Source organism: Marispirochaeta aestuarii, from assembly GCF_002087085.1.
Lineage (GTDB): Bacteria > Spirochaetota > Spirochaetia > JC444 > Marispirochaetaceae > Marispirochaeta > Marispirochaeta aestuarii.
Window position 1 is genome coordinate 1 of the sequence record NZ_MWQY01000035.1, and the last position, 18,185, is coordinate 18,185.

Genomic DNA, 18,185 nt, shown 5'->3' on the forward strand with positions numbered 1-18,185 from the left:
ATCCTAACATATTTCCCCGCTCTATGGGAATTTATCTATTTTTCAGGAGACCCTATGTAATGGTACCTGTTCCAGTATGGTCGGTCTCTTCGACTATTCCAGAAAAGTCCGTTGTCTCGTCAATATATTCGTCGTCCACTCCAATCTGAATTGATCCGAAAAACCAGGCTGAAAAACCTTCGGCAAACAGTTGAGTATCTGACAGACTTCCGCCTCCCGCCCCGCCGGCGCAGCTAAAGAGAAAAGATGTTAATGCTACTATAATCATAGGACCGGTGTTCTTTAGTGTTTGCATGCTGGTATCGAAAATCTCCTTAAATTGTGATTCTATTACATATTATTACCTTCGATACTTCTGTTTCTAATAAACACAGTAAAAATAATACAATCAATTAAAAGTAACGGATGCAATAGTCACAAAGACGACCCAGAAAGTATTAAAAATAACCTGTCACACTGTAAATTTTCCACACATCCTCTTCTTCTTCCCTCATGACAAAATCATAATCACTCGTTCCAAGGCTACTAGTAATATTTACTGTCACGGAAGAAGTATCAGGAACGTTCGTTGAATTCAATGAAAGTGGAAAATCCTTCCATGGACCATTTGCTGGCCAGTAAGCTGAATTTAGTGTATCCCAGCTCGGTGCATCTGGGTGAATATGATCGCCGCGAATTGTGCTATATTCTTGATTACTTAAATCATTCAGGAACATTTCTATTCGCTCCTCTACGGATACTGGGGAGACTTCATCGCAGCCTGTAAAGAAAAAGAAAAATATCGATAGACAGATTAATATTGTGATCTCTTTGAGATTAATTCTTCCCCTCATCTAAATGTCCTCCGTGCTCAAGTGAATAATGATGTATTCGTTGAACTTATCAAGTATATCATTGTACATTGAGTTGTACTCTTCAAAATTATCGTTATCTTTTCCCGTCAGCCATTTTGCTTTCATTAGTGCATACTGTTTTGCACCAATATAACGTTTAAGGGAATAAGATGACAAAGACCAATATCGTCTATTGAGGAAAATTACACTCCCTTGTTTCTCAAGAGGAACAATCTCTTCGCGATAGTATTTATCTGATTCATCAGAACCGTGTAATTCTTTGATTTTTTTCAATTCCTCAACATTTTCTTTAAGCAACGCCTTGTTGTCTTCATAAGCTAAAGTAAGATTCTCCACCTCCCGAATATACCCATCCATCTGCCGCTCTATCCCTCTAAGCCCTGCAATTGGGTCGGCGGAGAACTCAGCCTGCTTCTCATCCGCCCAGCTTGAGTAGTCTATGGGACGCCCTTTTAGTTCGAACTTCTCCCCCGGCGCACGTCCGGCCTTGACTTCGACTCCCTCGCCTTCGTAGAGCACCACCGGTATCCCCTGGCTGGTCACCATCACCTCGCCGGAATCCACGGTAAACAGGGCGGAGCCTTCGTCCCCGGCGTACACGGTAAACTCCGTTCCCCGTACGCCCGCCACGCTGCTGGGGGTGGAAATCTTCGGCTCGATGCCGAAAAGCCGCATAAACTTGAACTTCACCGAACCCAGGGCGGTGTGCATGACCGTCTCCTTCTGTCCCCCGGAGTCGATCTCCCGGATCGAGAAGACCGTGTTCGGATTAATTACAATCTCCGCCGCACCCTGACGTGCCAGGGTCGCCGTCCCGTCATCGCCGGTTATTACCGTATCGTCCTTCTCGAGCTCGTCGCCTATCATGGCCTCCACCACATCCCCGGAGGGGTAGCGCAGGTCGACCCAGCCCTGCAGGTAGTCGATACTCGCCACCTGGGCGGCGGAGGGCAGGGCGGCGGCGAAAAACAGTCCCAGGACAACCAGCACGCTAAGCCTTCGTGGTGAAAAAACCGGATGCTTTCTCATAGTCTTACTGCTCCTTTCCCAAAGGTCCGGCAAAGGCGTAGATCATCCTGTTCCGGTCTTCGTCCCTGCCGATGGTTATGTAAAAGCGTCCCGCTGTACTCTGTGCAAGAAAGGTCGCTGACCTTTCGGGAACATACTTGGCAAAAAACTGCTCTATCTCGAGGCCACTGCCGTAACGGGCGGCCTGTGCCGGTTCATCGATAACCAGCAGTTCCGTCTCTCCCAGGCTGAATCTCCCCTCCGCCAGGATCTTCCAGAACTCCCGCATATCAGACCGGCGCATTATCATCTCCGTGTCCAGCAGAAAAGGCTCCGCCGTCTGTTCGCTTAAAGCTTCCCACTCTCCGGCATTTATCATCTCCGTAAACTCCATTCCGTCCCGTTCCCCCGGAATGGTGGTACATCCTGCGAAAAATATCCCCAGCACCAGGGTTGTAAGCGTTCTGCGCATCCCTTTTTTCATTCCAACTCCTTGTTCCGTGCTTTCGCCTTGCAGCACCCTTGTAGAGTACCCCCCTTGTGCGGCTATTTCAAGGATTTTCAAGGGGCGCCTTGACGGGCCCTCCGCTCGTAGCCGGCCCTCGGGATTCTCTCAATATTTTTGTCCTGCTCCGCAGGCCCTTTTGCGGCTCGCTCGCTCACTCCGCCGCTTCGGGCCTGTCCCTCCCGCCGGGCTGCCGCTGCGGTCCCTGGCGCGGGGTGTCTTAATACTGCTCAACATCATATGCTTAAAAAAATCTCCTTCGGCAGGTGGGCCGCAACCAGGTAGTTCGGCAGGTCCACGGTCTCGCAGATCTTCAGGTCCAGGGCCGCCGTACAGATTACGTAGGCCTCCTCTTTTTCAAGTCCGTAACGGGAGCAGACATAGTCTATCATATAACCCGTGGCCTTTTGGGCGGCCTCCAGAATCGTCGTACCGATACCCGTGGTTGCGTAATAATGGTCGGTTTCGTAGCGGGGCTCTTCAATGGATTCGCCGTGTACAACGGATATCCGTAAAGTTACCGTAAGCTCCGTCTCGATGGCGGAGATTCCCACCTCTCCGTCCCCCTGGGCGGCATGGCCGTCCCCGGCGGAAAAGAGGGCCCCTTCGACCCAAACCGGCAGGTAGAGGCTCGTACCCGCCGTCAGGTAGCGGATGTCCATGTTGCCCCCGTGCTTCCCCGGCGGCCCGGTGCGGAACTCGCCCCTCTCAGCCGGTGCCGTCCCCAGTACCCCGCAGAAGGGGGCCAGTTTTACCCGTACATGTTCGTTGAACCAGGCGTAGCCTGACTCTTTGTCGTATCTCCAGGCCTTGAAGTAGTCTCTTTCAAGCAGCTCAGGCAAAAGACCCTTGCCGGGTCCGCTGACCGACCAGCCCCAGTCCCCCAGCTCGTACTCGAGAATATCCACCTTCAGTACATCCCCCGGCCCGGCCCCTTCAACGAAAACCGGTCCGGTAAGGGGGTGAATCCTCCCGGTATCCCTGGCGGCGATGTCCGCCGCTGTGGAGTCGGGTGTAAAGGCCCCGTCCGAGGCGTCCCGGGTCTCCATGCTGATCAGGTCGCCGGACTTTATGTTCAGCACCGGGGGAATATCCCTGTTCCAGCGGGTGTGGATGTTCTTCTCCTCCCGGGATAAAAAGTGATGCCGTATCATGCGGTCTGAAAAATGATCCATATCTTCTGCCCCTTACAGAGTATATCGGCGGTGGATATAAAAAAAGACAGGCCGGGAGACTGCCCCGGCCTGTTCACGAAAAATGTTGCTGTTTCCTGTTTCAGGAGAGAATAGTAAATAGCCTAGGAAATCGCTTCCACGTCCTTGCGCATGGATGCAAGGTCCGAGGCGTCGACGCTGATATTTCCGCCGCCAACGTTCTCTTCTATCTGGGGAATCTTCCGGGCGCCCCCCAGGACGTTTACGTTGTCCCCTGTCCCCTGGGACATGGTCCATGCCAGTACCAGCTCGGTCATGGAGCAGCCGTACTTTTCCAGCAGGGGCTGCCACTTCTTCTTCAGGTCCTGAATCCGGGCCAGTTTGTCCTTCTGGTACCATTCGATCTTGCTCTTTGCAAGGCCCATGTTCACAGTACTTTCCGGGCCGTATTTACCCGTTAGAACGCCCCGTTCCAGGGGAGAGTAGGCCTGGAAGGTTACGCCGTGCTCCTTGCAGAGACCGAAGAACTTCTCTTCCACGCCCCGGTCCAGCATGCTGTACTTCTCCTGGATCAGGTCCAGCTGGCCGTTGTTCACGTACTCCATGAACTGCTCACGGTTCAGGTTGGAAGCGCCGATGGCGCGAATCTTTCCCTGGGCCTTCAGGTCCATCAGGTATCCCATGGTCTCGCTGATGGGGAAGGGGTAGTCCTCGGTGGCCTGCCAGTGGACAATGTAGAGGTCCAGGTAGTCCGTATCCAGCCGCTTAAGGCTCCACTCGATCTCCTCCGCCAGACGGGCGGGGCTCGCGTTCCGGACAATCTTTACGCCGTCCCGTTCCATCAGAAGGCCGCCTTCGTCGATGTCCCAGCGGATTCCGCACTTGGTTGCCAGCACGTACTGATCCCGGCGACCTTTCAGGGCCTTGCCCACAACCTCTTCGCTGTGGCCCAGTCCGTAGGCCGGGGCGGTGTCCACCAGGGTAATTCCCAGTTCCCGGGCGCGGTGGATCGTCTTGATGGATTCCGCATCGTCGCTGGGACCCCAGTTGCTGTCTCCTCCGATGGCCCAGGCGCCCAGGCCCAGGGCGGAAGCTTCGATACCGGATTTTCCGATTTTCATCATCTTCATAAAAATAACTCCTGCAAAAAATTATGCTGAAAAATATTGCTTACAGTTTGTATCACATATAGGTCGGCATTGCCACACGGGGTATCCAGAGCATCAGGTCCGGCAGGAATACCGCCACGGCCAGCACGAACAGAGAAATCAGGTAAAAGGGCACCATGGCGCGGGTCGCCTTGGCAATCGAAAGCTCCGCCAGGTCCGCCGAAATCAGAAGGCACAGACCGTAGGGCGGGGTTATAAGCCCTATAGCCAGGGTCAGGACGACAACGATTCCCATATGGTAGGGATTAATTCCCGCGGTCGCGGTAATCTGCCCGATAATCGGCTGCAGAATAATAATCGCCGGAATGGCATCCATAAACGTCCCGATTACCAGAAAGATAATTACCACCGTCAAAAAGATCAGGTAGGTGGAATCCAGCATACCCGCGTTCCCCATGAACTCCACGACCATCTCCGGAATGTTGTAGAAGGCAAGCACCCATCCCCACAGCGAGGCCGCTGCCACGCAGAAGAGGGAGAGGGAGAAAAGCCCGAGGCTGGTTTTAAAGGTCTCGTAAATCTTTTTAAGGCTTGCCTCGCGGTACAGAAGCGCCAGAACCAGGGCGTAGAGCACGGTAATGGAGGATGCCTCTGTAGCGGTAAATATGCCGAAGATAATGCCGCCTATAACGATTATGGGGATAAACAACGCCAGAATGGCCAGTTTGGAGTGTTTCCAGAGCCGTTTAAAGGAAAACTTGTGGTCTCCCCCTATTCCCAGCCGGTAGGCGACGAAAAAGGAGTAGCCCATCTGCAGGGTACCGATCAGTACGCCGGGAATAATACCGGAGAGGAACATGCCCCCCACCGAAAGTCCCGCGGTGGCTGCATAGATGATCATCATCAGGCTTGGCGGAATAATGTTTCCCAGGGTGGACGATGCCGCGGTAATCCCTGCGGTAAAGCCTCTGGGGTAGCCCGCTTTTACCTGGGCCGGTATCAGCACCGATCCCACGCCGCTGGTGTCCGCCGAGGAGACCCCGGAAATTCCGGCAAAGATCATGCTTACAACGACGTTTACATGGGCCATGCCCCCTTTCAGGTGTCCCACCAGGGCGTCGGAAAAGTCGATCAGTCTGCGGGAAATCCCCGTCTCGTTCATCAGCTGGCCAACCACCATGAAAAAGGGAACCGCCAGCAGGGGAAAATTGTTCAGTCCCACCCAGATCCGCTGAACAACAATGGTCAGTGGAACGTGTCCTTCAAAGACGATCGCCAGGGTGGATGATATGAACATCGCAAAGGCGATGGGTACGCGGATCAGGCATAAAAGAATAAACGATAAAAACAATACCCATAACATAGCTTACTGCTCCCCGCTTTTTCGGCTGTTCCGGATAGTGATCAGGATGCTGTTAATCGTATACAGGGCCATGGTAACACCGGAGACCGGCAGGGCCGCGTATACCCAGGACATCTGCAGCGGTACCTCGATTCCCCTGCGGGTAAAACCGGAGGTAAAATACTCCCAGCCGTACCAGGTCAGCAGAACACAGAATCCCAGGACGATAACGTCGGGAATCAGTTCCGCCACGAGCCGGACCAGGGGATTGCGAAAATTGCCGGGCTCGTACACGGCAATGGTAAAGTGTTTTTTTGTTTTAACGCTTACACAGGCCCCCATCAGGGCGACCCAGAAAAAGATGAACCTGGATCCCTCTTCCGTCCACTGGATCGGGGACTTGATGATAAATCTGCTTATTACCTGCAGAGAAACCACAATAAGCAGGCCTACCAGCATAATGCTTCCGAAGGTTCTTTGGATCTTTTCCAGTTTATCGATGAATTTGTTCACACCGGGACATCCTTTAAAAGGGAAACTCCGGAATGTTCCCGGAGTTTCCCCCTTTTCTGTTACTGTTTCTTGTTTTTGCCTGTTATTTGGCTGCGGCCCGGACCTTCTCCAGAAGATCCTCAAGCCCCAGTTTTTTGGCCATCTGGTCCTGGATCGGTCGGCCTCGTTCCATCAGTGCAGTCTTGTCCGGCCGGGTAACCACCACGTCGTATTTTTCCTGCATCTCCTTGATGGAGGACATATTCTTTTCGGTAATGTAGTCCCGTTCCCAGATCGCTGCGTCCTGGGCGGCTTCTTTGATAATTTCCTGGTATTCCGCGGGAAGATCCTGCAGAACCTTGTCGCTCATGAAAAGACCCATGGGAAGTACCAGGTGGTCTGTCAGGGCAAAGTAGGGTGCCGCTTCGTAGAACTTGTTCATCATTATGCTCACCGGCTCGTTCTCCGCACCGTCAACGACTCCGGCCTGCAGGGCGGAGTAGACCTCGGAATAGGGCAGGGGCGCGGGAATGGCGCCGAATACCGACCAGGTCAGGGAGTTTGCTTCCCCGCCCATTACGCGGATCTTTAAGCCCTCAAGATCGCCGATCTTTTCTATCGGCCGCTCGGCATTAAAGAGCAGACGATAGCCGGAGGTAAAGGTAGAGAGCAGCCGGATGTTGTATTTTTCCTGGCATGCCTGGTCAAGAATCTCGCCTACCTCGCCGTTGAATACCGCGCTGAAGTGCTCTTCATCCTCGAACAGGAAAGGTGCACCGAAAAGGTCCAGCTCCTTTACAAAACCGGTAACATGGGAAAAAGCCGACAGAGAAAGGTCCAGAGTCCCCAGGTTGAGTCCCTCGATCTGCTCGGGGCTGTCCCCCAGCTGGGCCGCGGGATAAATCTTGATCGCCACCGCCCCGTTGGTCCGTTTTTCCACCTCTTCCGCAAAACGCTTTACCCCGAGGTCGTAAGGGTGTCCATCGGACTGGTCGTGTCCGAGCCTCAATACAATCTGTTTTTCTCCCCCTGCTGCTTCCTTTTCTCCTCCGGAATATATCGGAGAGAGAATAACTGCCAGCAGCAGTGCAATGCCTAGTGCCTTCTTTAACATACGTTCCCCCTTGAAAATTGGTATCAGGTACCTGTACCTGCCAGTATCATTCAACCTTGTTGAATTGTCAATATTTTTGTGGGAAATTGTTGGAAGAAAGCATATTCCCCTGGACTTTGTATCCAATATGGGAAAAGGTGCCCTTTAGTTAAAAATATCCAGAAATTTGACGTACTCTGAATGGACCCCGGTAATGCGGTGTTCGATTATTGAATTGAAAAAAATGCTGTCCCCGGGGTTCAGAACATACCTCTGATCGTCCACCTGAAACTCGAGTATCCCCTCCAGCACGAAGATAAGCTCTTCCCCCTCGTGGCTGTGGATCTTGTCGTTCAGCTCTTCCGGACGTACGGTAATGAGTACCGGCTGCATCTTCTTGTGGGGCATCTCCACGGCCAGGGGCAGAATGGAATAGCCGCTTTCGGTGGGGACCGGTGAACGTTCCTCTTTGGCGGCGGGCACAAAGACACAGTCCCGGCTGTTCCCCTCGGCAATCAGGCCGGAAATGTTGGTATGAAGGGCGGAGGCTATCTTTATCAGGGTCGCCACCGGCGGAACCACCTTTCCCCCCTCTATCTTGGAAAGAAGGCTCTTGGTGAAACCGCAGTTGTCCGCCACGTCCTGCAGGGTACGGTGCTGCAGCTTTCTCAGTTTCCGAATGTGTCTGCCGATGGTCTGGGAATCCGGGAGTTTGTGCCTGTCGTTCAATCCGCTTTCCTCATGTATGTGTAGCGATTAGGATGATAGAAAAAAAATACACCTTGTGCAACCCTGTTGAATGCTTTATCCCGATGACATTTAGCTTGACCCGTGGTATATGTTTGTCTATGATTTTAAAAGATTTCAGGTAAAAGGAGTTGTAATTGGTTATGAGGGCAAAGCTTAGTCTTCTTATTATTGCAGTAGTTTTCACCGTTGCCGGCTGTGCCACCTCCGGGGTCACAGTGGAACGGACCGCAGCGGATACCCAGACCGATCTGAGCGGCCGCTGGAACGATACCGACAGCCGTCTGGTCGCCGAGGAGATGATCCGGGACATGAGTTCCCGCCCCTGGCTCGGCGATTTCCGGGCCGCGGAAGGCCGCAAACCGGTACTGATTGTCGGCAGCATCCGGAACAAGAGCTCCGAGCATATCGATACCACCCCCTTCGTCAAGGACATCGAGCGTGAGCTCATCAACGGCGGCCAGGTTACCTTCGTGGCCAACCCCGAAGAGCGGGTCGGTGTACGGGCGGAGAAGGAGGATCAGCAGTTCGAGGCCTCCCAGGAGACCATCAAGCGTCTGGGAGAAGAAACCGGGGCCGATTTCATGCTTATCGGGTCCATAAGCTCCCAGGTCGACGCCATCGAAGGTAAGCGCGCCACCCTGTATCAGGTGGACATGGAGCTTATCAATATCGAAAACATGGAAAAGGTCTGGATCGGTACCAAAAAGATCAAGAAGCTTGTGGAGCAGAGTAAAGTCCGATGGTAGATGCCGGACGCAGTCGGAAGGCCCGGAACCGGGCCTTCCTGCTTGTTGTCGTACTTGTTTTCATCTCCTGTACCACCCGTAACGAACCCTTTGCAGAGATCGACAATGCGGTAAATCAGGGGAATTACGCTCAGGCGGCCCAGGCCATGAGCGGCGACGAGCGATCCACCTACTACCGCGACAAAGACAAGGTACTCTACTACCTCGATGTCGGCATGCTCTACCATTATGCCGGAGACTACGAACTCAGCACGCAGCATCTGAACGAAGCGGAGATCCTCATCGAGCAGTATTTTACCAAAAGCATATCCCAGGCCGCCGGCTCTCTCCTCCTGAACGATAACATTATGGACTACGCCGGCGAGGACTACGAGGATATTTACCTGAATGTCTTCAAGTCCCTGAACTTCCTCTCCCGGGGGGATTTCGACGCCGGATTCGTGGAAGTCCGGAAGGTAAACACCAAGCTCAATCTCCTGGAAGATAAGTATTCCGACCTCGCCGCGGGATACAACTCAGCGGATGACGCGGAGGTTGAACTCAAGGCCGGGGAGAACCGTTTCTATAACAGCGCCCTTGCCCGCTATGTGAGTCTGCTTATGTACCGGGGCGAAGGGGATTACGATGGGGCCCGCATCGATTACAACAAGATAGTGGAAGCCTTTCTGCTGCAGCCGGATATATATGAATTTGAACCCCCGGTGGATGAATCGACCCTGCGCCCCCCCGACGGGGCCCGCCTGAGCGTCCTGGCCTTTGCCGGACGTTCCCCGGTAAAAAAAGCGAAGACCCTCACCATCGCCACCGGTCCCAATACCGTATCAATCCTCACCATGGACGAGGATGATGCAGGACAGCTGATTCCCACCGGATATAACAGCTTCTTCTGGCCCGGTATTGACGGGGGGTACCGTTTCAAGTTTCAGCTTCCCTACATAGAACCCCAGGGAAGCGCCGTGGATACCATTCGCCTGGTTGTGGACGCCCAGCCCCTGGGCCAGCTGAAGATGATCGAAAACATGGAACGGGTTGCAGAAGCCACCTTCCAGGTAAAGTATCCCATCATTTTCATGAAGACCGTTACCCGCACCATCGTCAAGGGAATCCTTGCCCAGATGGGCAAACAGCAGCTCCAGGAGCAGGGTGGTCTCGCCCTCGGACTCCTGGGATCCATTGTAGCGGACATTGCCGTGGAAGCCTCGGAGCAGGCGGACCTGCGGACCGCCCGCTATTTTCCCGCCCATGCCTACATGGGGGAGTTCGATATTCCCGAGGGTGAACACTTTGTCGAACTGGAGTATTACTCCGGGGGCACCCTGCTGCAGGTGGACGAGCTGGGGATGATGAATTTGACCAAAGGCGGTCTGAACCTCGCGACATCCTACTCTAACAAGTAGGACGCCGGAGTCCGTTGTAAAAGGAGTACCTGAAATGAAAAAGATACATACAGCCCTGATCCTGGCGGGAGTGCTTCTCCTGGGACTTCTTGCAGGCTGTGTCACAAGCAGCCCCTCCTCCGGGGGCTCCAACTCCTCCGGAGATATGCCCGACTGGTTTCTCGATCCCCGGGGGGTATATCCGGAGGATAAATACATGACCGCCATCGGTACCGGCGACACCCGCCGGGCTGCGGAACAGAGCGCCATGGCAGGGCTCTCCCAGATCTTCGAATCCCAGATCTCCGTGGATGTAAGTACCGCGGAGCGATATCGTGATCTGGTAAGCTCCTCCGGAAACGTCTCCGAGAGCGAGCTCATGCTCGCCCAGTCCACCAATGTACAGTCCAACCAGACTCTGCTGAATGTGCAGTTCGGAGAAGCCGCCGTCGATAACGAAGGCCGGGTCCATGCCATCGCCTATATCGACCGCATGGCCACCGGCAGAATCTATCAGGATCTGATCCAGAAAAACAGCGGCTTCGTTACCGCCTACATGGAGGAATACCGCGCCGCCGCCGATCCCATCCGCAAATACGCCTTTGTCTCCGCCGCCGCGGTGGTAGCCCAGAGCAATGCCCTGTTGATGGACCAGCTCAGGATCATCTCCCAGGTTTTCTACGCCATGACCTCGCTGCCCTATGACCAGCGCAGGGTTCTGCAGGAAAAGGTGGACATGGCATCCGGTATGACCATCAATATCCGCATCCAGGGAGCCGAGGGTCCCCAGGTGGAAGCTGCTGTCCGCGAGGCCCTGAGTCAGGAACGCTTTCCCACCGCCGATCCGGCCCTGCTCAGCGTGGGGGGGGATGTCCGCATTGAGGATATAGAGCTGAATCCCAAGTACAAGTCCGTGCGCTGGTATCTCAATCTTGATTTTACCGGACCCGACGGCAAAGCCCTTGTCTCTTATAACAACCAGGGCCGGGCCTCCGCGGTCACGGCGGAATCGGCCAGGTCCTTTGCCATGGATGATATCTCAAAGGCCGTCCGGCAGGATTTTATCGGTTCCGTCCGCGGATATTTTGACGGTCTGGTGCAGGGAAACTGAGCAGCCGGGTTTTTTCAAGCCTCTCGGGCATCCTGTCCGCTGGTCAGGATGCCGGTTTTTCTTTATACTGCTTCTGTAAAAACAGGACAAGGACATAGATAACAAGGAGATTACATGCGTTTTCCTGACATCAGCTCGTGCCTCGAATGCGAAGAGTATCACCGCGGTGAAGCCTATGAGTCCGCGGTGGTAGAGTATGTTACCGCCGGTGACCTGATGAGTGAGGTACTTGTTTTTGACAAGGAAAACCTGTTGCTGATCACAGCTCTCAACTCGGAGCAGACCCTGCGCACGGCCCACGTCGTGGACGCCCTCGGAGTTGTCCTGGTAAACGGTAAACGGCCTTCCGATGCAATGATCAAACTGGCTTCCGAGATGGGAATTTCCCTGCTGTCGACAAAGAAAACCCTCTTCGATACCTGCGTTGCTTTGCATTATCTGATCAGCAAGGCTGAATGCGGTGCCTGATCAGCGTGCTCCGGTTTCTTTTGGTTCCCAGAATATTCCTACGGCCCTGACGGAGCTTATTTTTCGGCTGAAGATCAAGGACGTCATGTCCTCGGATCTGGTCACAGCAGCCAAAACCGAAACACTGCGGACTATCCAGCACAGGATGAAAGAGGCCAGCATTACCGGCGTTCCCATTGTAGAGGATAAGCGCCTCCTGGGGATCATCAGCATGCACGATATCCTTACAGCCTTCGATGAGGGAACCATCGACGAAGCTGCGGAAAGTCACATGACCAGAAACATCAAGGTCCTTGAAGACGATATGCCCCTCTCCTTCGCCATAAGCTATTTTAACAAATACCTGTACGGACGCTTCCCGGTGCTGAACAAGAACAGGGAGCTCTGCGGAATAATTACCATCAGGGATATCAATACCACCCTGCTGCGGGAAGTCAATCGCATTGTGGAAGAGCTTGAAGGAGAACTCAAGCAGGATGTCAGCGAGGATTCCGATTCAGGCGTAATAAGCTTTCAGCATTATGTGGTACGCCATGACTTTGAAAATGCCGGCCGGGCTTCCGCGGATATCAAGCGGATACTGAAGGCCCACGGCTTCGATCCCCAGACCATCCGCAGGGCTGCCGTAGCAAGTTACGAACTGGAAATGAATCTTGTGGTCCATTCCCATGGCGGCAGGCTGAGTTTTCGCATGGATCCCGAGAAAATCGAAATTAGAACCATTGATACCGGCCCTGGAATCCCCGATGTAGACAAGGCTCTGGAGGTGGGGTTCTCCACCGCTAACGAGTGGATTCGTTCTTTGGGCTTCGGCGCGGGTATGGGGCTGGCGAATGTCCAGAGGGTTGTCGATGATTTTTTTCTCAAATCGGCCAAGGGAAAGAAGACCGATGCCACAGCAATCATAAAGCGTTTATAAGGAGATATTCCGCCATGAAGATTACCGATTTACATGATCAATTGGGCTACAGAACGATTAATCTGCCCGATCCAGATACACGGATCACCGACGGATATACCTCTGACCTGCTCAGCGACGTTATTGCCAACGCCCCCGATGGCGGCGTGCTTATCACTATCCAGGCTCATAAAAACACCATAGCCGTCTGCGGCCTCGCGGGCCTCCGGGCGGTGGTTCTCTGCAATGACAGGGAACCCGACGAAGGTATGCGTGAAGCTGCCCGGAGCGATGGAGTGGCCGTTTTTGTTACCCCGAAAAATCAGTTCAGGGTAAGTGCGGAGATCTCCAAATTACTCTAGATCCTGCACAATGACGGCAAATACGAGCCGGGGGACTGATCCGGCGACGGCAGCGGATCTGCACATTCACAGCTGTCTTTCTCCCTGCGGTTCTTTGGAGATGTCTCCCCAAAGGATTATCCGTGAGGCCCGGGAAAAGGATCTTTCCCTTATCAGCCTTTCAGACCATAACGCCTGCGCCAACTGCGCCCCCCTTATTCGTCTCGGGGAGGACGCGGGTATCCAGGTTATCCCCGGTATGGAAGTCACCACCGTAGAGGAAGCCCATGTCCTCTGTTATTTTCCCGGCATCGATGCCGCGGAAGATTTCGCCGATTTTATCTATGATCATCTGCCGGAGGTTTTCAACAACCCGGCAAAAATGGGAGACCAGGTAATTGTTGACGAGTTTGGCACGATTACCGGAGAAATCGACAAGTATCTTGGGGTCGCCACCGATCTTTCAGTGGATCGTCTCTTTGAAGAGGCCTCTTCACGGGGCGCCCTGGTCGTCCCCTCGCATATCGATCGTCCCTATGCGGGATTGATCGCTCAGCTGGGCTTTATTCCGGATATCCCTTTTCACGCAGTGGAAGTCGCTTTTGCGCGGAATCTTATTCTGGCGGAAGGTTTTTCCGTTCTTGCATCCTCGGATGCCCATATCCCTGAGCTCCTGGGCGCCAAACGGAGTCTCTTTCCCGGCGATGAAGCTCCGGATTTTTCCCTTCTGAAAAGGGCATTAAAAAACCGCCGGGTCATCACTGTGTATGATGATACCTGACGGTTTTGTATAAATATACAGCGAATACGATGCTGTTCAGTACAACAGTGCTGAGCGTCCCCAGTCGTAATCGATGTTTTTGATCTCATCAACACTGGGCATGGGGTAGATCTTGAGTTCTTTGCCGTCACCGATGTAGACAGCGTCCTCGATGGTTTGAAACGAGAAGGACTCCACGTGGGATCGGTCGAAGGTTTTGTTCGCTTTTCCCTCCGGATCGCTGATGGAGGCGATGCAGCTGAGAAAATGTCCCTTCTTGTTAAAAAGGAAGCCCCCCGTATGGCCTGTGTTTTCCGGATCCTCGAAGTTGGGCGTCTTGAGATTGCTGAATACGATTTTTGGGGTATAGACGTGATTCTTCTCATCCGTCATGTAGGCCGAAAACTCCATCGGATCGAGGCGGCTGACAATGAGCGGTTTTATGGGACACAGCTCCTGATACAGATAATAATCCCTGCCGGAGGGGTACCTGGCACCGGGGTCGGGGCTTAGTTCAAGGCTGCGTCCGTCCCGGGTGGTGAGATATATGGAGCCAATGGAATGTAGGGGAATATATTCGAGAACCCGGTATACCGACAGGTATACGGAGTGTTTCGGATCGCCGTTGGGGTGGGGCGTACACTTCTCCTGAGCGTATTGCCAGTCAAATTCCGGGGTGCAGTTCCCTTCAATCTCTGCGAAAATTATTAGTTCGTCACTTCCTTTCTTTGAACCGGTAGCCATATAGCTTCCGAACTGCTTTGGTTCAAGCTCCGAGGCTATTAATGCCTCCATCGGGAACGCTGAAAGGTAATAATGAATTGCCATAGCCCCTCCTGAAAACGCTGTGCATCTAATAAAACCATAAACGCAGCCCGGCTTATAGTCAAGCAAATCATTTTTTTTACCCCGGGTTCAAGGAGCGGAACAGGGGGGGCATGCTGTTTCTCCTGAGGAACTGGAGTGAAAGAATATGCGGTTTTTGAGAATAAATATACATTGCATCCCTTGGCAGCCTGTGACATTATTGATATAAACGAGTATAAGTGATTATTTATGGGCAGCTCTAAAAACTACACTTTTTGCCCCCTGCGGCGTTGCCGGGATTTTCCCGAACTACCGCATTTTTAGATGCGCCCTGATCAAAATCTGGAGGACTGTATGGACTGGCTTTTGTATCTGCCTCTTGGAGCCGGTATTCTATCGCTGGCGTATGCGTTTGTAAAAACCGCCTGGGTCGTCAAGCAGGATCCGGGCAGCAAAAAAATTCAGGAGATCGGGAAAGCTATCCGGTCCGGGGCCATGGCCTTTTTGCGGCGGGAGTACAAGATACTTGTTGTAATTGTAGCCGCGGTGGCTGTGCTGCTCGTTTTTTCCGAAGAGGGATGGGGAAAACTGGTCGCGGTCTCCTTCCTTGTGGGGGCGCTTTTTTCCGCCCTGGCAGGACTGATCGGTATGAATGCCGCGACCCTGGCAAATACCCGTACCGCCCACGGTGCGGAAACCGGTCTGGTACGGGCCCTGAATATCGCCTTTAACGGCGGCAGTGTCATGGGGCTTTCGGTCGTGGGGCTGGCTATCATCGGCCTCACGGGACTTCTGCTTATCTACAGCAGGATCTTCGGATTCGACGGTGAGACCCTGAACGGACTGGTCCTGCCCATTATCAATGGCTATTCTTTGGGCGCGAGTTCCGTGGCCCTTTTCGCCCGCGTAGGCGGCGGCATCTTTACCAAAGCCGCCGATGTTGGGGCCGACCTTGTGGGAAAAGTAGAAGCGGGAATCCCTGAAGATGATCCCCGTAACCCTGCTACAATCGCCGATAACGTGGGCGATAATGTGGGCGATGTTGCGGGACTCGGATCCGACCTGTGTGAGTCCTATATCGGTTCCATAATTGGTGCCATGGTTCTGGGGGGCTCCCTGCGGGAGGTGAATCTCGTTCTTCTGCCTCTCATGCTGGCGGGAGTCGGAATCGTCGCCTCGATGATAGCCACTTTCTTTGTGCGGACAAAAGAGGGCGGGGACCCTCAGCGTGCCCTCAATTTCGGTACCATCGGCGCTTCTGTTCTTACCCTTGTTGCCGCTTATCCCCTGGTAATCGGTCTGGCCCCGGCGGAATTCGGGGGCGGATACAGTTCCCGCGGAATCTATATCGCGATCATTTCCGGACTTATCGGCGGGGTCGTTATCGGAATCCTGACCGAATACTATACCGCTGATGGCAAAAAGCCTGTTTCCGAGATTGCCCACCAGTCAAGCACCGGAGCCGCGACCAACATTATCTCCGGTCTGGGGGTGGGTATGATGGCTACCGGCTGGCCTGTGGTGATGCTGGCAATCGCCATCTGGTTTGCCTTCCATTTTGCCGGTCTTTACGGCATAGCCATTGCCGCCATCGGTATGCTGGCTACAACGGGAATACAGCTGGCCGTCGACGCCTATGGTCCCATTGCCGACAACGCCGGGGGGCTGGCGGAAATGTCCGGTATGCCCCATGAGGTTCGGGAACGGACTGACAAGCTGGATGCGGTAGGAAACACCACCGCGGCCATTGGCAAGGGCTTTGCCATAGGCTCCGCAGCCCTTACGGCCCTTGCGCTCTTTGTCGCCTTTAAAGAGACCGCGGGAATCACTGTTATCGACGTAACCGAAGCCCGGGTGGTAATCGGAGTCCTGATTGGAGGAATGCTGCCCTATGTGTTCTCTTCATTCATAATGGGGGCCGTCGGACGGGCTGCATTCACCATGATAGAAGAGGTGCGCCGGCAGTTCAGGGAGATCAAGGGAGTCCTGGACGGTACCACCAAGCCTGATTATGTAAGCTGTGTTGATATAGCTACGGCGGCAGCTTTAAAGGAGATGGTGGTTCCCGGAGTGGGTGCGGTGGTAATCCCCGTTATTGTAGGGTACCTCGGCGGAGCCCAGATGCTTGGAGGACTCCTTGTGGGTGTAACCGTATCAGGTATCATGCTGGCCCTCTTTATGGCCAATGCAGGAGGTGCCTGGGACAATGCAAAGAAGCATATAGAAGGCGGTGCCTACGGAGGAAAGGGTTCGGATGCCCACAAGGCTGCAGTCATTGGTGATACTGTGGGTGATCCCTTCAAGGACACTGCCGGGCCGGCCATGGACATCATTATCAAGCTCATGAGCGTCGTCTCTCTGGTTATCGCTTCGAATATTCCTCATTAGGTTTACTATCTGCGGGCGGCATCCGGCCGTCCGCAGAACACTAGCCATGGATTCACCTGCAAAAGCGCCAAACTGCCTTAAGTGCATCTACTTTGAAGTCTCCTGGGACCCCGCTTTTCCAAGGAGCTGCAGGCTGTTTGGCGTCAAGTCAAAGGACCTGCCCAGCCATGCCGTCTACCGTGCCAACGGGAGGCACTGCCCGGCGTTCAGAAAGAATCCGAAGATAAAAGATTAGCTGACTGAAAGCTGTTTAGTCTGTTTTCCTGGTCAGAGACGTGGACAGACAATCATAAAAGGAGGCTTCTCCGGTCTTACAGAAGCTGATCGTAAGATGTATTGTACGCAGAATATTACTTTTATCCCGGTATTCGAAACTGTAAAAAGGCTCGGATCTGAAAAAGAGCCGCCGGAAAAAAGATGTCTCAACGTAACGTTTAAACGAAACAATGTCGGAAAAATCTATTACCTGGGATATCTCCCTGCCTCTTCTGTTCTTTGTCGAAAACATCCCGGAGAACCAGTTGTCCTGGGCGTAGTGTTTAAACAGAAGCTTCTCAGCGGTAAGAACCAACAGCCCCTGGAGGTCCGCGGACAATTCAGGTGACGTGGTTCCTGCTTGAATACGGACCATGGCATTGTTCAGTATTTTCCCCCCAGCTTCGGCTTCAAGTTCTTTTTGCAGAATGTCGAATTCGTCACTCATTCCTGACCCCCATGAAGTGGATCATATCACAGAAGCTTCGGTACCTTAACAGGTAAAAAGTTCCAACCCGGGGTAAAAAAATTGCTAAGTATCTTTTTTATCGCTGCCGATCATTCATTAACCGAAGCGGGCAGTTTTATCTGCCTGCAAACTGTTTCACTGCAGTAATATACGGGTTCACTATTTTTCCTGTTTTTTAACTGGGGCCTGTTGACACGTTTTGCTTGTAGTGATATAACTGCGATCACGCTGAAGCGACGGGGTGATGAGCTCTGGAGGG

The 18,185-nt window shown here is 53.4% G+C and carries 20 protein-coding genes; 8 read left to right on the plus strand and 12 right to left on the minus strand.

All coding sequences use genetic code 11. The annotated features are described in order from the left end of the window. Positions 1–52 precede the first annotated feature (52 nt). The 10 genes from B4O97_RS18445 to B4O97_RS18490 form a co-directional block, all read right to left on the minus strand. The gene (locus B4O97_RS18445; RefSeq protein WP_083052996.1) at positions 53–295 is read right to left on the minus strand and encodes a hypothetical protein; all 243 of its coding nucleotides are present in this window, start codon (positions 293–295) and stop codon (positions 53–55) included. Between the two features lie 142 nt (positions 296–437). Then, positions 438–833: a hypothetical protein gene (locus B4O97_RS18450; RefSeq protein ID WP_083052997.1), complete on the minus strand. Its 396-nt coding sequence runs from the start codon at positions 831–833 to the stop codon at positions 438–440. Next, positions 834–1,883 carry a FecR family protein gene (locus tag B4O97_RS18455; RefSeq protein WP_083052998.1) on the minus strand — a complete coding sequence of 350 codons (1,050 nt, stop codon included), beginning with the start codon at positions 1,881–1,883 and terminating at the stop codon, positions 834–836. A gap of 4 nt (positions 1,884–1,887) precedes the next feature. Further along, entirely contained in the window at positions 1,888–2,346 is a 459-nt protein-coding gene (locus B4O97_RS18460; protein WP_083052999.1) for a hypothetical protein, read from the minus strand. A 257-nt stretch (positions 2,347–2,603) separates the two neighbouring features. Continuing rightward, positions 2,604–3,542: an acetamidase/formamidase family protein gene (locus B4O97_RS18465; RefSeq protein WP_083053000.1), complete on the minus strand. Its 939-nt coding sequence runs from the start codon at positions 3,540–3,542 to the stop codon at positions 2,604–2,606. A gap of 122 nt (positions 3,543–3,664) precedes the next feature. Beyond that, on the minus strand, positions 3,665–4,651 hold the full coding sequence (locus B4O97_RS18470) for an aldo/keto reductase (protein WP_083053001.1): 987 nt from the start codon (positions 4,649–4,651) through the stop codon (positions 3,665–3,667). Positions 4,652–4,703: 52 nt separating this feature from the next. Beyond that, a complete protein-coding gene (locus B4O97_RS18475) occupies positions 4,704–5,993 on the minus strand; it encodes a TRAP transporter large permease (protein WP_083053002.1) in 1,290 nt (429 codons plus the stop codon). Between the two features lie 3 nt (positions 5,994–5,996). Further along, a complete protein-coding gene (locus B4O97_RS18480) occupies positions 5,997–6,485 on the minus strand; it encodes a TRAP transporter small permease (protein WP_083053003.1) in 489 nt (162 codons plus the stop codon). Between the two features lie 82 nt (positions 6,486–6,567). Next, positions 6,568–7,578 (minus strand): TRAP transporter substrate-binding protein, encoded by a 1,011-nt coding sequence (locus B4O97_RS18485; protein ID WP_083053004.1) that lies wholly within the window; start codon positions 7,576–7,578, stop codon positions 6,568–6,570. 144 nt (positions 7,579–7,722) lie between these two features. Continuing rightward, the gene (locus tag B4O97_RS18490) at positions 7,723–8,286 is read right to left on the minus strand and encodes a helix-turn-helix domain-containing protein (RefSeq protein WP_083053005.1); all 564 of its coding nucleotides are present in this window, start codon (positions 8,284–8,286) and stop codon (positions 7,723–7,725) included. Positions 8,287–8,447: 161 nt separating this feature from the next. On the opposite strand from B4O97_RS18490, the gene B4O97_RS18495 reads away from it, so the two are divergent. From B4O97_RS18495 to B4O97_RS18525, 7 genes are all read left to right on the plus strand, one after another. Continuing rightward, the gene (locus tag B4O97_RS18495) at positions 8,448–9,053 is read left to right on the plus strand and encodes a penicillin-binding protein activator LpoB (RefSeq protein ID WP_083053006.1); all 606 of its coding nucleotides are present in this window, start codon (positions 8,448–8,450) and stop codon (positions 9,051–9,053) included. Then, positions 9,047–10,450 carry a hypothetical protein gene (locus B4O97_RS18500; RefSeq protein ID WP_083053007.1) on the plus strand — a complete coding sequence of 468 codons (1,404 nt, stop codon included), beginning with the start codon at positions 9,047–9,049 and terminating at the stop codon, positions 10,448–10,450. The genes B4O97_RS18495 and B4O97_RS18500 overlap by 7 nt, the downstream gene beginning before the upstream one ends. A 34-nt stretch (positions 10,451–10,484) precedes the next feature. Then, on the plus strand, positions 10,485–11,540 hold the full coding sequence (locus tag B4O97_RS18505) for an LPP20 family lipoprotein (protein ID WP_083053008.1): 1,056 nt from the start codon (positions 10,485–10,487) through the stop codon (positions 11,538–11,540). Positions 11,541–11,654: 114 nt separating this feature from the next. Next, positions 11,655–12,008: a DRTGG domain-containing protein gene (locus B4O97_RS18510; RefSeq protein WP_083053009.1), complete on the plus strand. Its 354-nt coding sequence runs from the start codon at positions 11,655–11,657 to the stop codon at positions 12,006–12,008. After that, entirely contained in the window at positions 12,001–12,927 is a 927-nt protein-coding gene (locus B4O97_RS18515; protein WP_233143138.1) for a CBS domain-containing protein, read from the plus strand. The genes B4O97_RS18510 and B4O97_RS18515 overlap by 8 nt, the downstream gene beginning before the upstream one ends. A gap of 14 nt (positions 12,928–12,941) precedes the next feature. Continuing rightward, entirely contained in the window at positions 12,942–13,268 is a 327-nt protein-coding gene (locus tag B4O97_RS18520) for an iron-sulfur binding hydrogenase (RefSeq protein ID WP_083053010.1), read from the plus strand. Positions 13,269–13,278: 10 nt separating this feature from the next. Then, a complete protein-coding gene (locus B4O97_RS18525; protein ID WP_083053011.1) occupies positions 13,279–14,028 on the plus strand; it encodes a PHP domain-containing protein in 750 nt (249 codons plus the stop codon). Positions 14,029–14,064: 36 nt separating this feature from the next. Here B4O97_RS18525 and B4O97_RS18530 read toward each other — a convergent pair whose 3' ends face one another. Beyond that, on the minus strand, positions 14,065–14,835 hold the full coding sequence (locus B4O97_RS18530; protein ID WP_083053012.1) for a hypothetical protein: 771 nt from the start codon (positions 14,833–14,835) through the stop codon (positions 14,065–14,067). A gap of 333 nt (positions 14,836–15,168) precedes the next feature. Between B4O97_RS18530 and B4O97_RS18535 the strand changes: the two genes are divergently transcribed. Then, a complete protein-coding gene (locus tag B4O97_RS18535; RefSeq protein WP_198947103.1) occupies positions 15,169–17,202 on the plus strand; it encodes a sodium-translocating pyrophosphatase in 2,034 nt (677 codons plus the stop codon). A gap of 250 nt (positions 17,203–17,452) precedes the next feature. On the opposite strand, the gene B4O97_RS18545 is transcribed toward B4O97_RS18535, so the two are convergent. Next, positions 17,453–17,905 (minus strand): hypothetical protein, encoded by a 453-nt coding sequence (locus tag B4O97_RS18545; protein ID WP_083053014.1) that lies wholly within the window; start codon positions 17,903–17,905, stop codon positions 17,453–17,455. Positions 17,906–18,185 lie beyond the last annotated feature (280 nt).

Coding starts and splice junctions, on each gene's coding strand:
- B4O97_RS18445 (WP_083052996.1), bottom strand. CDS start 295: ATGCAAACACTAAAGAACACCGGTCCTATGATTATAGTAGCATTAACA.
- B4O97_RS18450 (WP_083052997.1), bottom strand. CDS start 833: ATGAGGGGAAGAATTAATCTCAAAGAGATCACAATATTAATCTGTCTA.
- B4O97_RS18455 (WP_083052998.1), bottom strand. CDS start 1,883: ATGAGAAAGCATCCGGTTTTTTCACCACGAAGGCTTAGCGTGCTGGTT.
- B4O97_RS18460 (WP_083052999.1), bottom strand. CDS start 2,346: ATGAAAAAAGGGATGCGCAGAACGCTTACAACCCTGGTGCTGGGGATA.
- B4O97_RS18465 (WP_083053000.1), bottom strand. CDS start 3,542: ATGGATCATTTTTCAGACCGCATGATACGGCATCACTTTTTATCCCGG.
- B4O97_RS18470 (WP_083053001.1), bottom strand. CDS start 4,651: ATGAAGATGATGAAAATCGGAAAATCCGGTATCGAAGCTTCCGCCCTG.
- B4O97_RS18475 (WP_083053002.1), bottom strand. CDS start 5,993: ATGTTATGGGTATTGTTTTTATCGTTTATTCTTTTATGCCTGATCCGC.
- B4O97_RS18485 (WP_083053004.1), bottom strand. CDS start 7,578: ATGTTAAAGAAGGCACTAGGCATTGCACTGCTGCTGGCAGTTATTCTC.
- B4O97_RS18495 (WP_083053006.1), top strand. CDS start 8,448: ATGAGGGCAAAGCTTAGTCTTCTTATTATTGCAGTAGTTTTCACCGTT.
- B4O97_RS18500 (WP_083053007.1), top strand. CDS start 9,047: ATGGTAGATGCCGGACGCAGTCGGAAGGCCCGGAACCGGGCCTTCCTG.
- B4O97_RS18505 (WP_083053008.1), top strand. CDS start 10,485: ATGAAAAAGATACATACAGCCCTGATCCTGGCGGGAGTGCTTCTCCTG.
- B4O97_RS18510 (WP_083053009.1), top strand. CDS start 11,655: ATGCGTTTTCCTGACATCAGCTCGTGCCTCGAATGCGAAGAGTATCAC.
- B4O97_RS18520 (WP_083053010.1), top strand. CDS start 12,942: ATGAAGATTACCGATTTACATGATCAATTGGGCTACAGAACGATTAAT.
- B4O97_RS18525 (WP_083053011.1), top strand. CDS start 13,279: ATGACGGCAAATACGAGCCGGGGGACTGATCCGGCGACGGCAGCGGAT.
- B4O97_RS18530 (WP_083053012.1), bottom strand. CDS start 14,835: ATGGCAATTCATTATTACCTTTCAGCGTTCCCGATGGAGGCATTAATA.
- B4O97_RS18535 (WP_198947103.1), top strand. CDS start 15,169: ATGGACTGGCTTTTGTATCTGCCTCTTGGAGCCGGTATTCTATCGCTG.
- B4O97_RS18545 (WP_083053014.1), bottom strand. CDS start 17,905: ATGAGTGACGAATTCGACATTCTGCAAAAAGAACTTGAAGCCGAAGCT.